Raw genomic sequence first — 18,886 nt, forward strand, 5'->3', positions numbered from 1 at the left:
TGTCGTGAAAATGCCAAATTCTTCTTTAAAAATGGTAAAATGAAGTAGAATGATAGAAATGTGAGGGGAATGGAAATGAAGATTGGTCTCGTAGACGATCGAATGATCGATTTAGATAAGTTAAACGGCATCGTTTCCCGAGTACAGGGTGTGGAAATTGTCTTTTCCACCACCTCAGCCGAGGAAGCCTATGACCAAATCAAGAAAGAAACCATCGACGTTCTGATCGCGGATATTGAGATGCCCCACCTATCTGGATATGAACTGGCAGATATCATCCACTCTCATGCTCTCAATATTGCGGTCATTTTCGTAACAGCAAACAGTGGATATGCTGTTCACGCCTTCGAGTTGAACGTCCATGACTACATCATGAAGCCGTATACAAATGACCGCCTGATGAAATCCATCGAGCGTCTAATGGAAAAGTCGAAGGCGGCTGAACTGAAAGGACGCCTCTATTTAAAACAAAAAAATGATATACATATCGTACAAAAGAAAGATATCGTCTTCATTGAAAGATCCGGCCGGTCCACGACGATTTATACGAAAGAAGAAAGCATCAAAACCTATTTAACGTTGAATGAATTAGAAGGAGAACTGCGTGAAAGAGATTTTATCCGTTCCCATCGCTCCTTCATCATCAACATACACTATGTGAAGAATTTCTCCCTTTATGCGAAAAATTCATATATCATCACGTTTGAAGGTCTCGATGCTCAGGCCATGATCACAAAGGAAAAAGTAGAGTACCTGCAACAACATTATTTCTAAAAGGTGGAGCCCCATTGAAACAAATGATGATCTATTGGTTCGTACTATCGTTAATCGGATTTATACATATTGAACAAATACTTATGAATTTATCGTGGCAATTGCCGTACTATCTCACTTACCCGGTCATTCTCATCATTTCTTATCTTCTCTTTAAAAAAATGATGATCCATACGATCGATATCACACAAAAATGGCACATCCTGCTCTCATTAACCCAACTATTATTGTTACTTACCTATATTCCCATGAAACCATCGTGGCTGATGGTAGCAATATTCTTGATCTTTATAGGAATCGAAATTGCCAGATGGGATGTAGCAATGAAAATGAATCTGCTAATAAATGACCAAAAGCAATATGAAGAGGAGCGCTCTCACCTGACAGAAACGCTCCGGATAGTCCGTAGTGAACGCCATGATTTCCTTAAGCATGTGGCTTCCATTCACTACATGCTGGAAAACCATCACCACGAAGAAGCAGCCGCCTATCTGGATGACCTGGTGGATGGTTATGAAGAAACCAACCTATCCATTAAAGGAGAACGGGGCAGTGTAGCAGGCATCCTCCAGGAAATGTACAATCGTGGGAAGGCTTCGGGGGTGACGATGATCTACGATGCAGACATGCCATTTTCTACCCTTCCAATGAAAGATAAACATATCGTCACACTGCTTGGGAATCTGTTATCAAATAGCATTGAAGCTTCCACCGAGTGGAAAATACATTCCAGTAAGCAGGCAAACGTTAGCCTGCAGTTCTATAAGAGAAGTGGGCTGTATATGATTATTTGCCAGAATCCTTCCTTACCAATTCCAACACCAATCCTTGACCGGCTATATCAAAGTTTCGGTCATACGACAAAAAATAAGCACGAAGGCCTTGGGACAAAAATCATCCACGATACTGTCCATGACTACATGGGTTCTCTCGACTTCACGTATAAGGAAGAAGAGTTTACAGTAAAAATCAAGATTCCTGCAATTCATCAAGGAAAAATAGAAGAAAGCTCAGAATAACTCTGAGCTTTCAATAGTAAAATCTATGATTATATTATATTGAGAGAATGAATAGATTAACATCCCTTTTAGAAACTATACTATTTATTAATCTTCATGGGTTCATTCTGAAACTGAAGCCCTTTCTCGATACTAGCAATATCACAAAGTGGTACAAAACTTGTTGTACCTGGAACAAGAAGGTCATCAATTTCAACTACACTATTTTTCAAACTTCTAAATCTCCCAACGAAAATACCTGCTGATGCCTCTCCAAATATAGTAATCCCAATGGTGTCCCCACAACGAAATTGATCCATAATAGTCTTCTCTAAACCAATAACACAACAATTGCATGTATCTACTTGTAGATGGTCACTATGATCATCATGCTTGTACGGATTACATTTGTTGCAATTATTGTCACTATATTTTCTATTCACACTTTCCCTCCTTTCTAATCGAAGGATACACTAGTATATGAAATGTTAAGTAGGAAAGTATGGGCATAGCAATCAAGTCTATGAAAATGTGCTCAACACATAACAATCTTCAACAGATTCTCTATCATTCGTAGTGTATTTTAATCACATGCATCAAACACATCCAAACGTTTCTACTAATAACATGTGGGGAATATTATTGTGAACGATTAGAGAGGAGGAACTTCAATGATTGGAGCATCCGGAGTTGTATTTTATATTTTCATTCCACTAATCATTATTGCAGGCATTATCGGAATAACAATTGGTTACTTTAGAAAAAAAGCGAGAAAAAATAGAAATTTTTAAAAACCGACATACAAACAAGGCTCAGTATTTGTTCTGAGCCTTTCTTAATATTTACTTATATTTCTTAATTTGATATATCGATCGCTCCTTTTCTGAAGTATTTTAGAATACATTCATTTTTCTGTATCATAAGGAGGTTCTTATTTCACTTCGCTGAATTATTATCTACCGATGTCCCTGTTTACGTGCCTTAATGTAACCATAATACGCACATGTTCCATTTTCCTTTAAGTCTTTCACCTCGAATCCACACATTTCATAGAATTTGAAATTGTTCGCAGAGGTATGAGCGAACCAATCTCCATGAGGCAATTTACCGACACAGAGCTGAACAAGTTTCTTTCCTATCCCCCTCCCCCGATAATTAGATAGAACCACTAAATCCATTATATTGGCTGCCATGATCTTGTCTGAAATCACCCTTACCATCCCAATCATCTCGTTCTGATCCCAAACAGTGAAGGCCCATGTCGAATTCGAAAAGATCAAAGAAAACTTTTCTTTCTGCCATGCTGGAGTATTCCTTGACCAACCTGCATCTTTAAACAGCGCTTCCACTGAATGAGCAGGAACCCCTTCTGTCCCTTCCCTGATGATCAATCCATTGAAATACTGATACAAATTGACTCCACCTCCTATTTAAATCAAGAAAATATTCTCAATTGCTTCATTTGTGTTTTGATTCTGCTGAATCTTTTCCTAACTTCACTCCGATCATCGGGCAGTAATGTAATTTCAAATAGATCTGCAATTGATTCCGCAACCTTTTCCACAGCCAGGTTGTTTGTAAGGATACGATTTTCAAAGGTTTTGTTTGACAAGCCTTCCATGCATCTGTCGATCTGTTTTGCCGCCCATGAATTCTTCCTTTCTCCCCTTCTTCTTAACCTTTTTTCAATTATTTCTTTGTCCGCCCAAAGAATGGCGTGCTTGACTTCTACGCCCTCTTTCCTTAATTCGTCAATAATTTCATTGAAATAATCTGCATCGACGATCGTCATGGGCACAATGACGACACCATCATAATGTTCATCAATATATTTCAGGATTGAATAATTGCATTCCCGCCAAGGTGCGTAATCTTGAAAATCCCCTTTCGACGCCTGTATAGGGATCATCTCCCTCAAAAGGAATCCCACTTTTTCCGGGTCATATACAAATGAATCCTTCATTCGCCTATGTAACTCATATGCCGTTTGTGTCTTACCGGAACCAAACGCACCATTAATCCAAATAATCAATTCATTCACCCCAATCCCTTACCTGCTATTTTGGAAAATAGCTCTATACACTTCCCCTATCAGCCCTTTCATCTGATGAACACCCGTGTCCGTATTTGTCATGATCACAAGTCCTGTTTCTTCATAAGGATTCGCGACCATCATGCATTGAAAGCCGACACCCCAACCAAGTGAAGAAATCTCAATCTTCTCACAGCCCGGATCAAGAAAGACCCCCAAACCTGCCCATTCCTTTCCTCCCTGAGGCTTTATCATTTCTTGGGCGGCAAAGGAGGAGAGAAGGTTTCCCTTTCCCTTCAAAGCAAACATTAATTCCATAACCAGTTGAGCCACGTCTGTCGGGGTGGTCCATAATCCCGAAGCAGCAGGATATGGATAAATCGGGTATTTCCCCTCTACTAATTTATTAGCCTTCATGTGACCACAAGAAAACTGAGTCCTGATAGAAGGGAGATCATATGTACTATCATTCAAGCGCAATGGCTGAAATAAATATTCCCGGATCACCTCTTGAAAGGATTTCCCCAATACATTTTCAATTACAAGCTGAATCATGCAATAACCGGCATCTGAATAACAAAACTCTCTTCCAGGCTCCACTTTCGCTTCAACCAGACTACTGCAATAGGGTGTCACCCCTTCCAACAGTTCTTTCATTGCAGGCTCCCCCCACAGAGGATTTAATTCCCCGAACCCGTTGCTGGGATCTTCAATTCCCGACTGATGACAGAGTAGGTGTCTGAGCGTAATAAATTCGTTCGAAAATTTCGCAGGGACAATCCTTGTTGACAGATGTTTGCTTACATCTTCATCGATATGTAAAATACCCTGTTCCGATAAGGTCATTACCAACATAGAAGTGAAAAACTTACTGATGGAACAAGCATTGAAGATGGATGCCTGTTCCACTCTTCTAGTCGAACCTATTTCGAGGGAACCAAAGCAGTCTGTTCTGCTTATTTCAGCACCTTCAATTAAAACCATACTGACTCCCGCTATTTGATATTCTTCCATCTTCCTTTTAATGTTAATAGGTAGTGGTTCCACCTTTGCCTCCTATGCTTGTTTTGACATCAGGATTTTCTAAAGCTGAATCTTATGGGGACATCCCTTACTTTCCTTGTCCATATCATATGATCTGAACCTTCCCCCCAGTAATCCTTCAACCAATAATCAGGCGTTCCCAATATATGGGACCATACCTTTTGAGACCCCGCATATCCACTATCCAAGCAAAACTCTTCAATGCCTCTATTCAGGAACGTCAGGAGCATGGCATTTAGAAGGAGCGAGCCAATACCTCTCCTTTGAAAGCCGGGATGTACAAATACCGTCCCTATTTCAAACAATCCCTTTAAAGTACCGTCTGTTACAGTATTGATCAGGTCACTGGACGGTCCATATTCTATCGTCCCCACGATCTTTTGATTTTCTTTCGCTATTAGAAAATATCGGTTCGCCCCACCGCTTTCAAAGTCAGAGCGCAAATAGTATGTCTTGGTTATTATTTCATTCTTAATGTCCTCATGAAGTGAAGTTAATCCTTCTTTTGCAAAAGTGTCTTGAATGACCGTACAAAAAAAGTGATTCAATTCAGCTTCATCCTCGATTCGAGGTCGATGAATCTCAATGCTATTCAATCTGTATCACTTCCCTATTAATTTAAGAACAGACTCGACCACGACATCAGGACGATCAAGGAAGATGGAATGGCCGGCCCCCTCTGCGAAGATCACGTCGCTGTTTTCCGACAGACTCCCTTGTTGGATGATTAACTCTTCCCATTTCTCTTCAAATGTTCTTAATTCCCATTCAGGTATGTCCGCCTCTGAGTCTGATAGAATGCTATGTTCTTTATCCCGTCCGATCACAACAAGAGGGGTGTTTGTAAGCTCATTCAATTTCTTTATGATTTCAGCATCCTTCTTCCAGTTTTGAATTTCGGACGCCATAGCTTTGTAAAGTGAGGGGTTGCATTGAAACGAAATTAACCTTTCTTGAATGTCTACAGGAAATTGTTTGTGTTTTTCCACCAGGGAAGGTTGAATGATACTCGTTAATTGCTCCTTTTCCTTTGAAGCATATTCCAGGCATTTGAGCACCCATTTTTCATCAGACTCTTCATTTAAAACGGGAAGGTCCAGTTCATCCAACTCTCTTACATTCACCGAGGTAGAATCCACAAGAACCATTCCAGCCACCATTTCAGGATGCACTTTTACAAAATGCTGTGCACATAAACCTCCATAAGAGTGTCCCACTAAATAGATAGGCTCTTTTACTTTCAAGAAGTGAAGAAGTTCATACAGGTCCTGGACTGTGGCAAAAGTATTTCTGACTTCCGCTCCCAGTTCACTATCACCAAGACCGGGGCGGTGATACATGAGGACTTGAGTTGTCTTCCTTAACTCTTCTGTGACTTCATACCACTCCTCAAATGAGCAGCCCATCCCTGTGAGAATGACGATTAATGGACCGGAATGACCTTTTTGGAGTATTTCCAATTTGTGATTATTGATGAATTGCAAACTGTTCATAACTGGTTCCCTTTTCATGATCACATGTGACTTTGGCTGTTACTTGCGGTAAGCAGCCTTCTGGTCATCCAGATTTGACCTCTATGATTGATCTCATCTTCAAACACATGAAACCAAATAAAGTAATGGTTGGATGCATGACCCTCCCATAAGATGTCTTCAAATAGCCATTCATCATCGCGTTTTGAGAGTTCCTGAAATGTTCTGCTCCTTACCTCATGAAGTTTTGTCAGGTAAAATTCTAAAGGACTGCCTTTGATAGTTGATCTTCCATTTCCCCCAAGACCATAGGCTGCACCCCATTCATCGATTTCGTGTTGATTAGGTCTCCTTCTATCAAATAGTTCAATCTGAAACCCTCTCTCAACAGCCGCCATATGCAATAATAAGGCTCCTATACTGTTACCATCCTCACACGGTAAAAAATCTAGTTCAGCTGGAGTTAATCCCTTGACACTATCCAATGTGGTTTTTCTGACATAGTCCATCTGGGAGACCAGGTAACTGATTTGCGGACTGTAATCTACTTGCGTTTTGATTTTGTATTCCAATGACATCTGCACCTCATCTGTCGTATTTATTTACCCTGCATGGGTCAAAGTTCGTTCTTTCATCTGAGAAAGGACATCTTTAGGAATCCATCCCTCTTCCCCATTTTTCTTAATTAAGCTGTACCCTGCACAAGTGTTGTCAACAACAGAAACGACTTCCCCCTTCTTTACCGATATCTGTGCACAAGATAGGTCAGTCTTTGCCCAGAATGTCCCATCTTTACTTTGATGAAGGTATTCATTTTTAACATATAACTGATCCCCTGAATCCGCTTGTTTACAAAGTGTAAAGTGCTCAGATGACTGTATAGGGATCAATTTATAGTGTGGATATGATATTGATCCCTTCATAGCCACCGAATGAAAATCCTTCATAACTTGACAGGTTGATAAATGATCTGTATGTACATGGGAAAAAGTGTCTCCACCTTCTGCTCTATGTATGATAAATGCATTTAACTGTCCTGAAGATTTTATGACATTTCCTCCATCGATGGAGATGATTTTCTTTTCTTTATCGACAATTGGATTATTTGAAGGGATATCACTGGTATAGTTGACTACCGGCCAGTGTCCGACAATCACATACTTCCCTGACCCATGTGATTTCTTTAGGAAAGAAGGCATCGTGATGGCTGCAATTCGATCTGTTTCCCGCCAATCATCTTTGTCCTCAAGACCTGCATGGACAAATATATAGTCTTCTGTATCAATCACAGTCGACAATTCCATCAGCCAATTGATCTCTTCTGAGAAATGGTGAGTAAGGATTTCCTTCACCTCTTTAACCGTGGTACCATCATTCATGTCAAATCCGATTTCATCTAGCCATTCCTTTAAAATGGAATGTTTTCTGGAGCGTATGTAATTCATTAACTTTGGGTTTTCTGCAAGAAGGTCCTCCACCACAGTGTCACAGTTACCTTCTGTTATATGGACATTTTCATTTCTCTTTGATAAGTCCATGATAAATTTGAGGACACCTTTACTGTTCCTTCCCTTTTCACAAAGATCACCGTTAATGATCAAAGTATCCTCACAACTGAAATGAACTTTTTTTAGAAGATCCGTAAACAAGTCCAATTCTCCATGGATGTCAGAAATCACGATGATCCGCCCATGACTGGGTAAATGTAATGTTTTAATTTTTTTCAAATGGGGATCTCCTTTCACTAGTATGTTTTTAACTTTAAAGGGCTAATCTCGTCTGCCTGATCAAACACTCAAAATATATCCTAGTAAATCCTTGATATCCCCAGAGCACTTTTCCACTTCGGGTAAATGGTAGAAGGTGGTCGTACTGGCAAAGTCGTCTATTTCATCGCCTGGAGAATACAAAATGACCCTTTTTTGAAGACCAATGGCGATGCCGAGTTCCACGTGACTGCCTTTTCCCCCGGGAAGTAAGAGAACGACTAAATCTGATTCGATGATGGCATCTTTTTCACATTGACCAATGTGCTGAAGATCTTCTACTGTCGATGCTCTATCATTTTGGGTCCAATCATATGTATGGATATACCCTTTCCGTTTTAACTGTTCACTTACATACCGTACAAGAGGTGCATTTGAAAATCCTGATGCCAAATAAAACTTCATGTTTCACTCCTTTTCCGGCTTATGAAACAATTTTCTCTGTTTCATGTAATCGATTGCCTTTGTTTTGTTTTTTTGTTTGACTACATACGCCGCTTCATTCTTATCCCTCTGATAAGCTAGATGTCTCTCTGAATCAAGATCGCCATCTTTGATGGCTGCTTTCACGGCACAACTCGGCTCGGTATTGTGGGTGCAGTTCGTGAATTTACAATTGACCGCAAGTATCGCGATGTCTTCAAATGCGTCGGGAGTATGCTGTTCGGGATTCATGATTTCAATTATTTTCTGATTGGGCTTCATTATGACACCTTTCTGAATTTGGTCTTTTAGTGAATATTCAAACGCTGTGGTGAGGATTGATTGATAAAATGATCTAATCGAAATCACCAGCCCATCTTTATACCTGCGAACATATACGTCGAATATTTCTTCCTGTCGGCGCCTATCCTCAATTCCAAAAGACCGACCGTAGCCGGATACACACCAGGCATTGCCATGAAAAAAGGTAAAATGATAAATGATCTCACTTTCACTTTTTCCATCCGGGATTTTCGTTTCACAAATCCATGAATGGATATATCACTGTATATTCCAATTATTCCAAATCATCTCATAGAAAACAATGGTTTTCCGATATAAAAAGGTGCCAAACCCTATACGGTTTGACACCTACTTTATTCTGTAACCCCATCTGCTCTTCGATCGATGTACAGTGTACCATTTTCCTGAAGCTCGACATAGAACGCATCTTTTACATTGATCTGGAAGTGATTAAGCTGATGACGAAGCCATTCTTCAGAAAGCCCCGCTTCCTTCAAATTTTGATCTAGTATGTTACCTCCGACAATTAGTTCTGTTGGTATATATTTAGGATTGCCTGTAAAGACATTTTGGTCTCTTTTGGTTAACGGTCGGTGACCTGGTTTAAGTGTTACCGTTAACTTTCCGTCCGGTTCAAAGATGGCAGTAGAGACTTCACTTAATGAAAATACATTTTTCTCCCGTAAGAGCATACTTAAGTCATCCATATTTAGATGATGTTTCCCCAGTGTCTCCTCAAGTATTTTCCCATCCTTTATAACAATGACGGGCTGCCCGTCAATCACTATCCGGGCTTTTGAAGATTTCAGACCGAGATAGCCTAATAGGAAAGTTAAGAAACTCCACCAAATAAGGCTTGTCAAACCTTCAAAGAAAGGAGTCTTTGACTCCCCCGCAATGTCTGCTGCGATGGAGCCGATGGTAATGCCGGTTATATAGTTAAAAAACGTCAATTGGCTTAATTGTTTTCTTCCGAGTAGTCTTGCGAGCAGGAGGAGAACCATAAAACTCGCAGTTGAACGGACAATCATTTCTATGAAAACGTTGTGGAACAAAGCGTTCGACCCCTAAGAGTTTTTTATTAGTATTGTTCTACACGCACCTAATATACTCTGTGGTACCGTTATTATTCGTTCAGTTATAGCGTATAAACACGTCCACCTTTGGAATTAATGACAATATCGGCCGTCTCTGCCGGTTTGTACCGATTCTCGTAATATTCTTCCGCTTTCCAATATCTGTTCTCGAACTTTAGTACGTTTTGTTTTGTTACAAATGATTCCCGTTCAAACCTTGTGGCTCTCGGACAATCCAGATAGAGAACTCTATCAAAGAAACCCTTCCATTCCTTTCGTTGAAGGAAGACCCCTTCAATAATGATCAAACCTTCCTTTGGTAACTGGATGGTTCTGTTCTCATGAGCATCCGAGTGATTCTGATATATAGGGAGAGTGAGCTGTTCGTTTCCTCTTAATCGTCGAAAGAAATGCTCACTTAGCCATTCAACATCCCATTGTAAATGGAAATACTCATACCACTCCGCAAAACCAGTGTCATATCTCCGTTTCCGCTCAACAATAAGATCGTCGAGATGAAAAATATAATATTGGCGACTCTCCTTATTCAAATACCGGCTCAACTCATCAACAAAAGTTGTTTTCCCCGAACGGCTCAAACCGTCTATCCCTAAAACAAATCTCCCTTCTCCAAACAGACCACCGATCTCCCTCAATAAATCCTTCACATTTTCCACTCCCTTGTTGGAGGGACGGACCTCATATTTCAGGCCAAAATCCCTCCAGACTAGGATTCATTGGCGAAAACAGAGGTCCGTCCCTCAAAATGCTTTTTCTATGAAGGGGCTTGGTTCCCCTATGCTGAATAGCTGAAGCTCGTGCATGGCTCTTGTGCAAGCGGTGTAGAATAGTCTGCGGAGATTTTCGTCTCCATATGTTCTGTCAGAGGCGTTGTAGATGATGACGGCGTCGAATTCAATTCCTTTGGCCAAATATGCAGGAATGACAACAACACCTTGTTCGTATTCGAGTGTTACTCTTGTCATGAGTTTAATGTTTTCTACATCACTTAAAGAATCGAATACCTGTTCACTTTCTACAGCGGTTTTACAAATGACGGCAATGGAATGATACCCCTTTACCAGCCATGTTTCTATCGTTTCAGCCACTTTCACTTTAAGTTCTGTCCGGTCATTCACCATAGTGAGGGTTGGCTTCTCCCCTTCCCTCTCAAAAGCAGATATGTCTTGACCACCCGGAATCAGCCGTCGGGTGAATTCGACGATGGGCTTAGTGGAACGGTAACTCTTAGTCAGGTTGATCAGCTCTGTTTCATCCCGACCATACAGATTTGTCAAATTGCCAAAGTCAACATGTTCATTCGCATGGGCAAAGATCGCCTGATTGAAATCCCCGAGAACGGTCAATCTGGCCGAGGGGAACAACCTCTTTATGAATTCGAATTGAAAAGGCGAATAATCTTGTGCTTCGTCGATCAGTACATGCTTGATAGATGTATTGGTCTGGAAGCCTAGAATCAGCTCTTTTAGAAGTAAAAATGGAGTTGCATCCTCGTAATGAAGCATGCCGTCTTCTAGCATGCTAACTGTAGACCGGCAAATATCCTCCCATCTTTCAGGTGGTTCTCCATTCAATATCGGCCTGATGGTTGAAGTTTCATCAAAGAGTTGTTTATACATCCCTTTTATATCTACGTAATGGAAGGATTTGACCCGTTCCCGCAGCTTCTTGAACCTTTTTCGGACAATTAATCTTCTAAGAGCTTCATACTCCAATTCATAGTCATCGGGAATATTGTTTTTACGAAAATATTTCCGTGCCTTATGGTACTCATCATTGCTCATCAACTCGATTTCTTCTTCCACCCATGATTCCATTCTCTCTTGCTTCTCTCTCCGATGGATTTCACCGATCAGCCATTCGGTCAGTTTCTCCAGCCTATTATGGAAGCGAAGGGAACTGTCACTAGTATAAAAACGTTCAGTCATTTCTTCTGAAGTGACGATCTGCTTTCCCATAAACTTGATCCCCTTGAACTTCATTCCTGCATCCTCGAGGGATTTTCTATATGATTGTATCGCTTCGAAGAATTCCGTCGATGCCTTGAACTGAATACCGGCAATTCGCGCACGATATGGGCGGCTATTTTGTTCCCCGGCCAAGACATACTCCAATTGTTCATAGGGATTTCCCACCTGAAATTCCTTACTTAACCTATGATCCAAATATTCCTGGAAAGTCACCTGCTCCATGTTCTCCTCTCCCAACTCAGGGAGGACACGAGATACGTAACTATTGAACATCGAATTTGGGGAGAACAGTACAATTTGATCGGCTTTCAATGTATCCCTGTATTTATAAAGCAAATACGCGATCCTCTGTAACGCAGCCGATGTTTTACCGCTACCTGCAGCTCCTTGGACAATGAGGAGTCTGCTCCGGTCATGCCTGATGATCTGATTCTGCTTCTGTTGAATGGTGGCGACAATGCTATGCATATAGTTATCTGTCCTTTTCCCGAGCACTTCCTGTAAAATTTCATCCCCTATCGTGAGACTTGTATCGAACATGGACTCAATTGCACCATCCCTGATAAGATACTGCCATTTCTTCTCTACTTCTCCTGTAACGACACCTCCAGGGGTGATGTATTCTGCGGCACCCGGTGGATAATCATAATAAACACTCGAAATAGGCGCACGCCAATCGTAAATGAGGAAATCCTCCCCACTTTCATCTGTCAATGTTGAAATGCCTATATAAACCTCTTCAGTCGATGCCCCTGTCTCCTTAAAATCGATCCGCCCAAAATATGGCTTCCCTTTCATTCTGTGCAGAGCTGATAATTTCTTTAACGCTTGTTTGTGAGTGCTTTCGGAAACGGTCAACGATTGAGCTTGCTGCCTTAATGCCAGAACAGTTTCTAGAAAATCGTCGAAGGTATCTGTGTTAACCTTTACTTCATCCCAGAAATGCTTGCGGATCTCCACCACTTCATTCTGGCGTCTCCCAGTTTCTCTTTCCAACATTTCTATTTGGTCCTTGATGCTCTCAATTACAACGTCCACTCGTTTTTGCTCGCGACTAATTTCAAGTTTCATTAAAGCACTCCTTCAATTATGAGATTAAGGGTTGACTCGCAACAGTCTTGCGTGGTATGATTATCATTGAGGGAATATGAATATATATATTTATTGTTAAAACGTTTCTGTTTAAATTTATCATAATTTCCAGACACTATCAATAACAAATTAAACCTGCACCTACTATTTTTCTAAGTGGTGCAGGTTTTTCTAATATCTCATAATCCTTTAACCCTTTACGGTGCCCAGTGCGTGTAATTTAAACTTAAGGGATTTAACCTAATGTGAAATCCCTTAAAATATACCATTCTCATTTATCATATCTTCTGGAACAGGTTGACCTACGTCCCATAATTCTACGATTCTTTCATTCTCGAATCGAAAGATGTGAACGACAACCGCTCCTAAATCTTCAGGGTATTGCCTTACATGGGAATGAACCACCACTTCATTTCCCTCTTCTATTGACCGTTTCACTTCAAAAATTTTGCCGGGGTTTTTCTCGGCATTTTCTTCCATGGCAAGCATGAGCGATTCTGCATCACCGCGAAAATAGGGATTATGGTGGTGAAATTCCTTTGCTGTATAATTATTGAATGCTTTCCGAATATCTCCCGAAGCAACCCGTTCCAAAAACGACACAGCCGTTTCCTTCTTAGTTATTCCTAAAGTTTCTGACAATCCCATCACCCTTCCACTAGTATAATCTCATTATATATGAAGTACGGAGGAGACATAAGTCCCCTTACAGGCAAAATACCTGCCCCCTCATGCCAATTTCGCTTCATAGAAGCTCGCTCGCATTAAAAAAAATCCCCATATCGCCTACAGTGCGAAGAATTAATTCCAATAAAAGATAAATCTCTACACCGTCATCTTCCAGCTTGACTTTGCAAGCCACTGCTCTTTCTCTTTATAATCCGGCACGATTTTCCCAACCAGCCGCCAGAAAGAGCGGTCATGATTAAGGTGTACCATGTGGCACATTTCATGGACTACAACATAATCGATGACATCCCGTGGAGCCATTGCCAGCTTCCAGTTAAATGAAAGCTGTCTTCTTCCATCACAAGTTCCCCATGTCGTCTGGCTGTCCGAAATGCGAACAGCCCGGGGCTTGGTTTTAAAATAAGGTTGATGATTAGAAATGCTCTTCTCAACGATCGCCTTACACCTTTGGTAGTAAAAACGCTTTAACGCCTGCTTAATTTGTTCACCCTCTACTTCTTTCACTTGGACGTTAAGAATATTTCCCTTCAATGTCACATGGTCATGCTCGATATCTGGATTTTGATGAACTTCAATGGGAAAACTCCTGCCGAGATACAGGAAGGATTCTCCAGGTTGATAAGTCTTCAACTGCGGTCCATTTAAGCGTTCCTTTATTTCATTGGATTTCAAAAGGATGTTATCCCAATTTTCCTCCAGAAGACGAATGACAGATTCTTCATCTGTGCCTTTGGGAGCCAGGACTTCAAGATTGCCGTAACGGTCCAGATGTATGCCAATTGATTTCCGGTTTTTATAAGTTAATTCAAAATGAATCGTTTCGCCTGAGTGTATATGCTTCATCTCTTAACCCCTAAATTTGATTGCTAATCCCTTTAAGAAATTGCGCGCATACCGATCTCCACACACACGATAATTCTTATGGCCTTCCCTTCGGAAAATCGCACCTAATTCTCCTTTTGTAATATGAACGTCAGCGTATTCTAAAATTTCAATCATATCCTCACTTGTTAACGATAGTGCTATCTTCACTTTTTTAAGAAGAAGATTATTTACATGTTCATAAGTGATTGCGGGTTTTTCCGGCTGTCCAGGCTTCGGTTCCTGCCTTCCTCTTTTGAACGTAATGAGTCCATTTAAAAAAGACTCGAGCATTTCATCGTCACATGGGATATGCTCATCGTTTTCTACATCTGAATCAAATTCGTCATCTTCCATCGACTTCGTGAGGACCTTCAGTACCTCTTCTTTTGACAATTCAACTCCGCCCAGATTGAAAATCTCCACCATCTCTGTATTTTTTATATCGAGAGCGTATCGCAATCGAATTAGGATATCATTATTATCAATATTCATTTTTATGCCTCCTGGGATTTTGCCCTTTACTAAATCATTAGCTTATCATTTAAAGAACAGAAAAAGAAGCTTGTATGAAACACAAATAAAAAAATCCCCCTGTAATTTTCTCTTACTGTCTCTTCCTTACTTAAAACAAAGGTCCGTCCCTCAAAAGGACAGACCTTTTTTAAGCGTGTATGAGTGGGAATAGGAGGGTTACGGTTGTTCCTTTGCCGGATTCACTTTGGAAATTTATTTCCCCGTTGTATTTCTCAACGATGTTGTAACAGATCATAAGACCTAGTCCGGTCCCTTTACTTTTTAATGAATAAAAGGGGGTGCCGAGGCTACGTATTTCTTCATCCGACATGCCCCTCCCATTATCCGAAATTCGGATGACGGCATTTCCTTTCTCTTGGTCAGCCGTTATAGATACAGATCCGGTTTCTGGAGATGCTTCGATTGCATTTTTGATGAGATTAATGAACAGCTGCTTCAATTCAATTGAATTGGCAGACACAAGACATTCCTTTTCTACATGCAGTTGTAAACTGTTATCATTTAACAACCCGTACATACTCAGTAGCTCTGTTACATCCTTAAGGACAATTTCTACGTCGACATTTTGCACCCTTCCTTCGCGATCAGGCTTGGATATGGACAAGAATTGAGAGATAACATGCTCTGCCGTATCTAACTCGTTAATCATCAGAGGGAAATTTTGTTTCGTTTTGAGTGTCTCGTCTTCTGCATAGTATTGTAGAAACCCCTTCACGACAGTAAGGGGATTCCTGATTTCATGGGCAACGGCTGCAGCCAGTTGCCCCGTCGTTTTCATGCGTTCTGCCTGTTGGACTTGTTCATAATAAACACGCTGCTTCTGCATCCTGAGATCTGTTAAGTGAAAAATGAAATAAAGGAGAATCTGACTCGCAATGAAATTCACAATGTTTCCGGTAAGGTCTTTATAGATATAAGGGTATAGCACACCTTTATCCATCCAAACGATGTAACTGAATGTAATTCCGATGAAAAGCACATTCAGCACTAACGAGAAATAAAATAGCCATTTATCAAAAAACAGAATTGAAAAAGCTGGAATGAAACAAAGCAGAACGAAATCCGACCATGTTTCCGGGTAAAGAAAAAACAACGTATAAAAAAAGCCTGTGGAGGATATCACCGTCATATATCTTATATAAGCATTCTCATAGAGGGGATACAATAGAAGGCAGGTGGATATGATGAAGACCATCGTACCATGGATCACGAATCCCATATCAATCTGATTATCGATCATAAGACCCGCTGTCATTAATAGGATGATAAACGAAATGATAAGGTAATAATACTTTTTATGCAGCCGTTCATGGAATTCTTTCATGTCTAAACTCCTAGTAGTAATCTACAATTCTCCCATTCAATGTCAGGATATTGTAACTATCTTACAAATGGTTGCGAAAGTCAATGCTCTTTCAATTGCCAAGAGGGAGCATTGCATTCTTTTGAAATAAATAAATCAAAAAAGTCAAAGAAACGACCGCGTTTCTTTGACTCTTTTACACTACTCAAAATAGGTTCATCAACTCATCGAAAGACTGTATCGAATGGTCATATGCAACGGCTGTTCCAAAACCATAGGATGCATATATAAATGGGATCCCCGCTTCTTTGGCTGCTTTTCGATCCCCTTCTGTATCTCCGATATAGACTGGATCTTTCAGGTTGTTACGTTCCATAATGAGACGAATGTTCTCTCCTTTTGAAAGCCCCGTCCTGCCTGGATTTTCAAAATCGATAAAATACTTATCCAATCCGTGGTAATCATAGAAAGCCTCGATATACCCATCCTGACAATTGCTGACGATGAATAGCCTATAATTCTTGGATAGTTCCCCTAATACCTTATCGACATTTTCATATAAATTCCCTCCATGTTTACTTAAATGGGGAATTTCATGACGGGAAAGATCTTTCAATAACTGCCCACGTTCTTCCTCATCCAATTCCGGAAATAAGATTTCACCTATCTCTTTCATTTGAAGACCCATGGTCCCCTCGAGATGCTTCCGAGTAATACCCTCTATACGACTACTATTCTTCAAGATTACCTTATTCCAGGCTTCAAGCACAGACTCGATCGGGTCCCAAAGAGTCCCGTCGAGGTCAAAGATGATACTGTCCATTCTTAATCCCCCTATCTTTCAGAAACCCATCGTCTTTAATGTTGTTTTTTAATTATTTTTATTTCCTTAACAGGCCAATAAACAATATTTGTCGTCCCCACTACCTCATCAATCGGGATCGAACCGATCTGACGGCTGTCCTTACTGTATCTTCTGTTATCTCCCATGACGAATAGTTCACCTTCCGGAACAGTGAGCTGCTTTACCGGCGTATCCATTAATGTGAAGTCAGGGGTGAGGGATCCAACCACTGATGTTTTTTGTTTGTCCAGGTAAGGTTCTGCATATGCTTTCCCGTTTATGTATAGTATATCGTTCTTATATTCAACCTTATCTCCCGGCAGGCCAATTACCCGTTTAATATAGTCTTCCGTTTTGGTTGCGTGAAACACGACAATATCAAAGCGTTCCGGCTCATCCATTTTATTGACGATCATACGGTCCTGGTCAAGTAAAGTTGTATTCATTGAAGCTCCCTCTACCACAATCGGGATAATGATAAAGGAACGAATAACAAATGCCAGCAGTATTCCGATAATCATAGGCTGAAGCCAACCCCAAATTTTTCTTTTATTTGTCTCCATGTACGTCACCCTTCCGTATAACACTCTCCCCACCGATCTATTTTAGCATAAAATTCCTAATTTTTCGTTATATCTAAAAAAGATATAGAATATGACATTACACATTGTAAAATATATCAATAGAATGGGCAGATTCAAAGATGAGTGTATTCAAGTGAAAAGATGCGAAATACTTTGATTTCGCATCTTCAAGAAGTTTGATAAGATAAAAGGCTACTCTATTCCTTTTCCGCGGCTATCGCATCCGCCTTTGTGACATGTACAGTTCCACGTGGATGTTGGGGTGGTGCATAGATGGAGTATAACTTGATAGGGGTATCGCCGGTATTGACGAGATTATGCCAGGTTCCTGCGGGAATCATGATAGCAAAGTCTTGTTTCACTTTTTTCTCATACGTTAAATGATCTTGACGGTCACCCATTCGGACAATCCCTTCTCCTTGTTCCAGACGGAGGAATTGATCCAGATTCGGATGGATTTCAAGGCCAATATCTTCTCCTGGATTTATGCTCATCAACGTTACTTGTAAATGTTCTCCCGTCCATAATGCTGTGCGGAAAGTGTCATTATTCACAGTAGCTTCATCGATATTCAATGCATATGGTGAAGGTCCGAAATCCTTTGCCATCATACGACTTTGTTCAGCTGCTCCCAATTCACTTAACGTTCGTGCGTGCTCCCACTCATCCCTGCAAGTATTCACCAGAACCTCATATACGACCGAGTGCTGCGCCTGCATGCTGCAGAGTCGAAACTGCTCATAATCTGCAAGCTCTGCTTCATAGGCCCTTTCGAGTCCATCAAGATAAGAATGAAAAGGAATACTCTCAACTTGATAAACGGGGTGAGAGTCTGTTAATGAGGTGTATACATTCGTTAAATCCCACCAGTGCCTTTGCTCATCTTCCAGCATACGCATTAGGTAATATCGTTCTTCCTGACTCGGAGCCATATTTGCTAGTCGGTGATAAAAATCAACGGTTGTAGCCTTTTTTTGGATTCCACTCAGCAGATTGTTCACCAATTGTCCTGGAGTTCCTTCTGTTCCCGCCATGGATGATGGATAGGTATGAGGATGATAAGAATACCCGTTCGGTACATTATACACACTGGATC

At 40.7% G+C, this 18,886-nt stretch carries 23 protein-coding genes; 2 read left to right on the forward strand and 21 right to left on the reverse strand.

Annotated elements, in window-relative coordinates:
- Positions 1 to 75: 75 nt before the first annotated feature.
- The gene (locus KYJ26_RS17360; protein WP_219168652.1) at positions 76 to 774 is read left to right on the forward strand and encodes a LytR/AlgR family response regulator transcription factor; all 699 of its coding nucleotides are present in this window, start codon (positions 76 to 78) and stop codon (positions 772 to 774) included.
- A 23-nt stretch (positions 775 to 797) separates the two neighbouring features.
- The gene (locus KYJ26_RS17365; RefSeq protein ID WP_257475135.1) at positions 798 to 1,793 is read left to right on the forward strand and encodes a sensor histidine kinase; all 996 of its coding nucleotides are present in this window, start codon (positions 798 to 800) and stop codon (positions 1,791 to 1,793) included.
- Positions 1,794 to 1,873: 80 nt separating this feature from the next.
- Here the strand turns inward: KYJ26_RS17365 and KYJ26_RS17370 are convergent, their stop codons facing one another.
- The 21 genes from KYJ26_RS17370 to KYJ26_RS24250 form a co-directional block, all read right to left on the reverse strand.
- Positions 1,874 to 2,215: a hypothetical protein gene (locus tag KYJ26_RS17370; protein WP_219168653.1), complete on the reverse strand. Its 342-nt coding sequence runs from the start codon at positions 2,213 to 2,215 to the stop codon at positions 1,874 to 1,876.
- Between the two features lie 513 nt (positions 2,216 to 2,728).
- Positions 2,729 to 3,184 carry a GNAT family N-acetyltransferase gene (locus KYJ26_RS17375; protein WP_219168654.1) on the reverse strand — a complete coding sequence of 152 codons (456 nt, stop codon included), beginning with the start codon at positions 3,182 to 3,184 and terminating at the stop codon, positions 2,729 to 2,731.
- A 23-nt stretch (positions 3,185 to 3,207) separates the two neighbouring features.
- Complete coding sequence (locus KYJ26_RS17380; protein WP_219168655.1) at positions 3,208 to 3,804, reverse strand: AAA family ATPase; 597 nt, start codon at positions 3,802 to 3,804, stop codon at positions 3,208 to 3,210.
- A gap of 18 nt (positions 3,805 to 3,822) precedes the next feature.
- A complete protein-coding gene (locus KYJ26_RS17385) occupies positions 3,823 to 4,818 on the reverse strand; it encodes a serine hydrolase domain-containing protein (RefSeq protein ID WP_219169330.1) in 996 nt (331 codons plus the stop codon).
- A 59-nt stretch (positions 4,819 to 4,877) separates the two neighbouring features.
- Positions 4,878 to 5,444 (reverse strand): GNAT family N-acetyltransferase, encoded by a 567-nt coding sequence (locus KYJ26_RS17390; RefSeq protein ID WP_219168656.1) that lies wholly within the window; start codon positions 5,442 to 5,444, stop codon positions 4,878 to 4,880.
- A 6-nt stretch (positions 5,445 to 5,450) separates the two neighbouring features.
- The gene (locus tag KYJ26_RS17395) at positions 5,451 to 6,341 is read right to left on the reverse strand and encodes an alpha/beta fold hydrolase (protein ID WP_219168657.1); all 891 of its coding nucleotides are present in this window, start codon (positions 6,339 to 6,341) and stop codon (positions 5,451 to 5,453) included.
- A 20-nt stretch (positions 6,342 to 6,361) separates the two neighbouring features.
- Positions 6,362 to 6,898, reverse strand: coding sequence for a DinB family protein (locus tag KYJ26_RS17400; protein WP_219168658.1), 537 nt, complete (start codon positions 6,896 to 6,898; stop codon positions 6,362 to 6,364).
- 24 nt (positions 6,899 to 6,922) lie between these two features.
- Complete coding sequence (locus tag KYJ26_RS17405) at positions 6,923 to 8,047, reverse strand: metallophosphoesterase (RefSeq protein ID WP_219168659.1); 1,125 nt, start codon at positions 8,045 to 8,047, stop codon at positions 6,923 to 6,925.
- 60 nt (positions 8,048 to 8,107) lie between these two features.
- A complete protein-coding gene (locus KYJ26_RS17410) occupies positions 8,108 to 8,491 on the reverse strand; it encodes a nucleoside 2-deoxyribosyltransferase (RefSeq protein ID WP_219168660.1) in 384 nt (127 codons plus the stop codon).
- Between the two features lie 3 nt (positions 8,492 to 8,494).
- Positions 8,495 to 8,791 carry a hypothetical protein gene (locus tag KYJ26_RS17415; protein ID WP_219168661.1) on the reverse strand — a complete coding sequence of 99 codons (297 nt, stop codon included), beginning with the start codon at positions 8,789 to 8,791 and terminating at the stop codon, positions 8,495 to 8,497.
- 83 nt (positions 8,792 to 8,874) lie between these two features.
- Positions 8,875 to 9,024, reverse strand: a complete 150-nt coding sequence (locus KYJ26_RS17420; protein WP_219168662.1) for a hypothetical protein — start codon at positions 9,022 to 9,024, stop codon at positions 8,875 to 8,877.
- A gap of 141 nt (positions 9,025 to 9,165) precedes the next feature.
- Entirely contained in the window at positions 9,166 to 9,867 is a 702-nt protein-coding gene (locus tag KYJ26_RS17425; RefSeq protein ID WP_257475110.1) for a DUF421 domain-containing protein, read from the reverse strand.
- 83 nt (positions 9,868 to 9,950) lie between these two features.
- The gene (locus KYJ26_RS17430) at positions 9,951 to 10,556 is read right to left on the reverse strand and encodes a kinase (protein ID WP_219168663.1); all 606 of its coding nucleotides are present in this window, start codon (positions 10,554 to 10,556) and stop codon (positions 9,951 to 9,953) included.
- A gap of 93 nt (positions 10,557 to 10,649) precedes the next feature.
- Positions 10,650 to 12,950 carry an RNA polymerase recycling motor HelD gene (gene helD, locus KYJ26_RS17435; RefSeq protein ID WP_219168664.1) on the reverse strand — a complete coding sequence of 767 codons (2,301 nt, stop codon included), beginning with the start codon at positions 12,948 to 12,950 and terminating at the stop codon, positions 10,650 to 10,652.
- 276 nt (positions 12,951 to 13,226) lie between these two features.
- The gene (locus KYJ26_RS17440; protein WP_257475111.1) at positions 13,227 to 13,613 is read right to left on the reverse strand and encodes a nuclear transport factor 2 family protein; all 387 of its coding nucleotides are present in this window, start codon (positions 13,611 to 13,613) and stop codon (positions 13,227 to 13,229) included.
- A gap of 183 nt (positions 13,614 to 13,796) precedes the next feature.
- Positions 13,797 to 14,504: a M48 family metallopeptidase gene (locus KYJ26_RS17445; RefSeq protein WP_219168666.1), complete on the reverse strand. Its 708-nt coding sequence runs from the start codon at positions 14,502 to 14,504 to the stop codon at positions 13,797 to 13,799.
- A gap of 3 nt (positions 14,505 to 14,507) precedes the next feature.
- Positions 14,508 to 15,017: a YehS family protein gene (locus tag KYJ26_RS17450; RefSeq protein WP_219168667.1), complete on the reverse strand. Its 510-nt coding sequence runs from the start codon at positions 15,015 to 15,017 to the stop codon at positions 14,508 to 14,510.
- Positions 15,018 to 15,186: 169 nt separating this feature from the next.
- Positions 15,187 to 16,383: an ATP-binding protein gene (locus KYJ26_RS17455; protein ID WP_219168668.1), complete on the reverse strand. Its 1,197-nt coding sequence runs from the start codon at positions 16,381 to 16,383 to the stop codon at positions 15,187 to 15,189.
- A 184-nt stretch (positions 16,384 to 16,567) separates the two neighbouring features.
- Positions 16,568 to 17,185 (reverse strand): HAD family hydrolase, encoded by a 618-nt coding sequence (locus tag KYJ26_RS17460; protein WP_219168669.1) that lies wholly within the window; start codon positions 17,183 to 17,185, stop codon positions 16,568 to 16,570.
- Positions 17,186 to 17,220: 35 nt separating this feature from the next.
- Positions 17,221 to 17,769, reverse strand: coding sequence for a signal peptidase I (gene lepB / locus KYJ26_RS17465; protein WP_219168670.1), 549 nt, complete (start codon positions 17,767 to 17,769; stop codon positions 17,221 to 17,223).
- 218 nt (positions 17,770 to 17,987) lie between these two features.
- Positions 17,988 to 18,878, reverse strand: coding sequence for a cupin domain-containing protein (locus tag KYJ26_RS24250; protein ID WP_219168671.1), 891 nt, complete (start codon positions 18,876 to 18,878; stop codon positions 17,988 to 17,990).
- Positions 18,879 to 18,886: the final 8 nt, after the last annotated feature.

It is taken from the genome of Rossellomorea orangium, assembly GCF_019334305.1.
In the GTDB taxonomy this organism is placed as follows: Bacteria; Bacillota; Bacilli; order Bacillales; family Bacillaceae_B; genus Rossellomorea.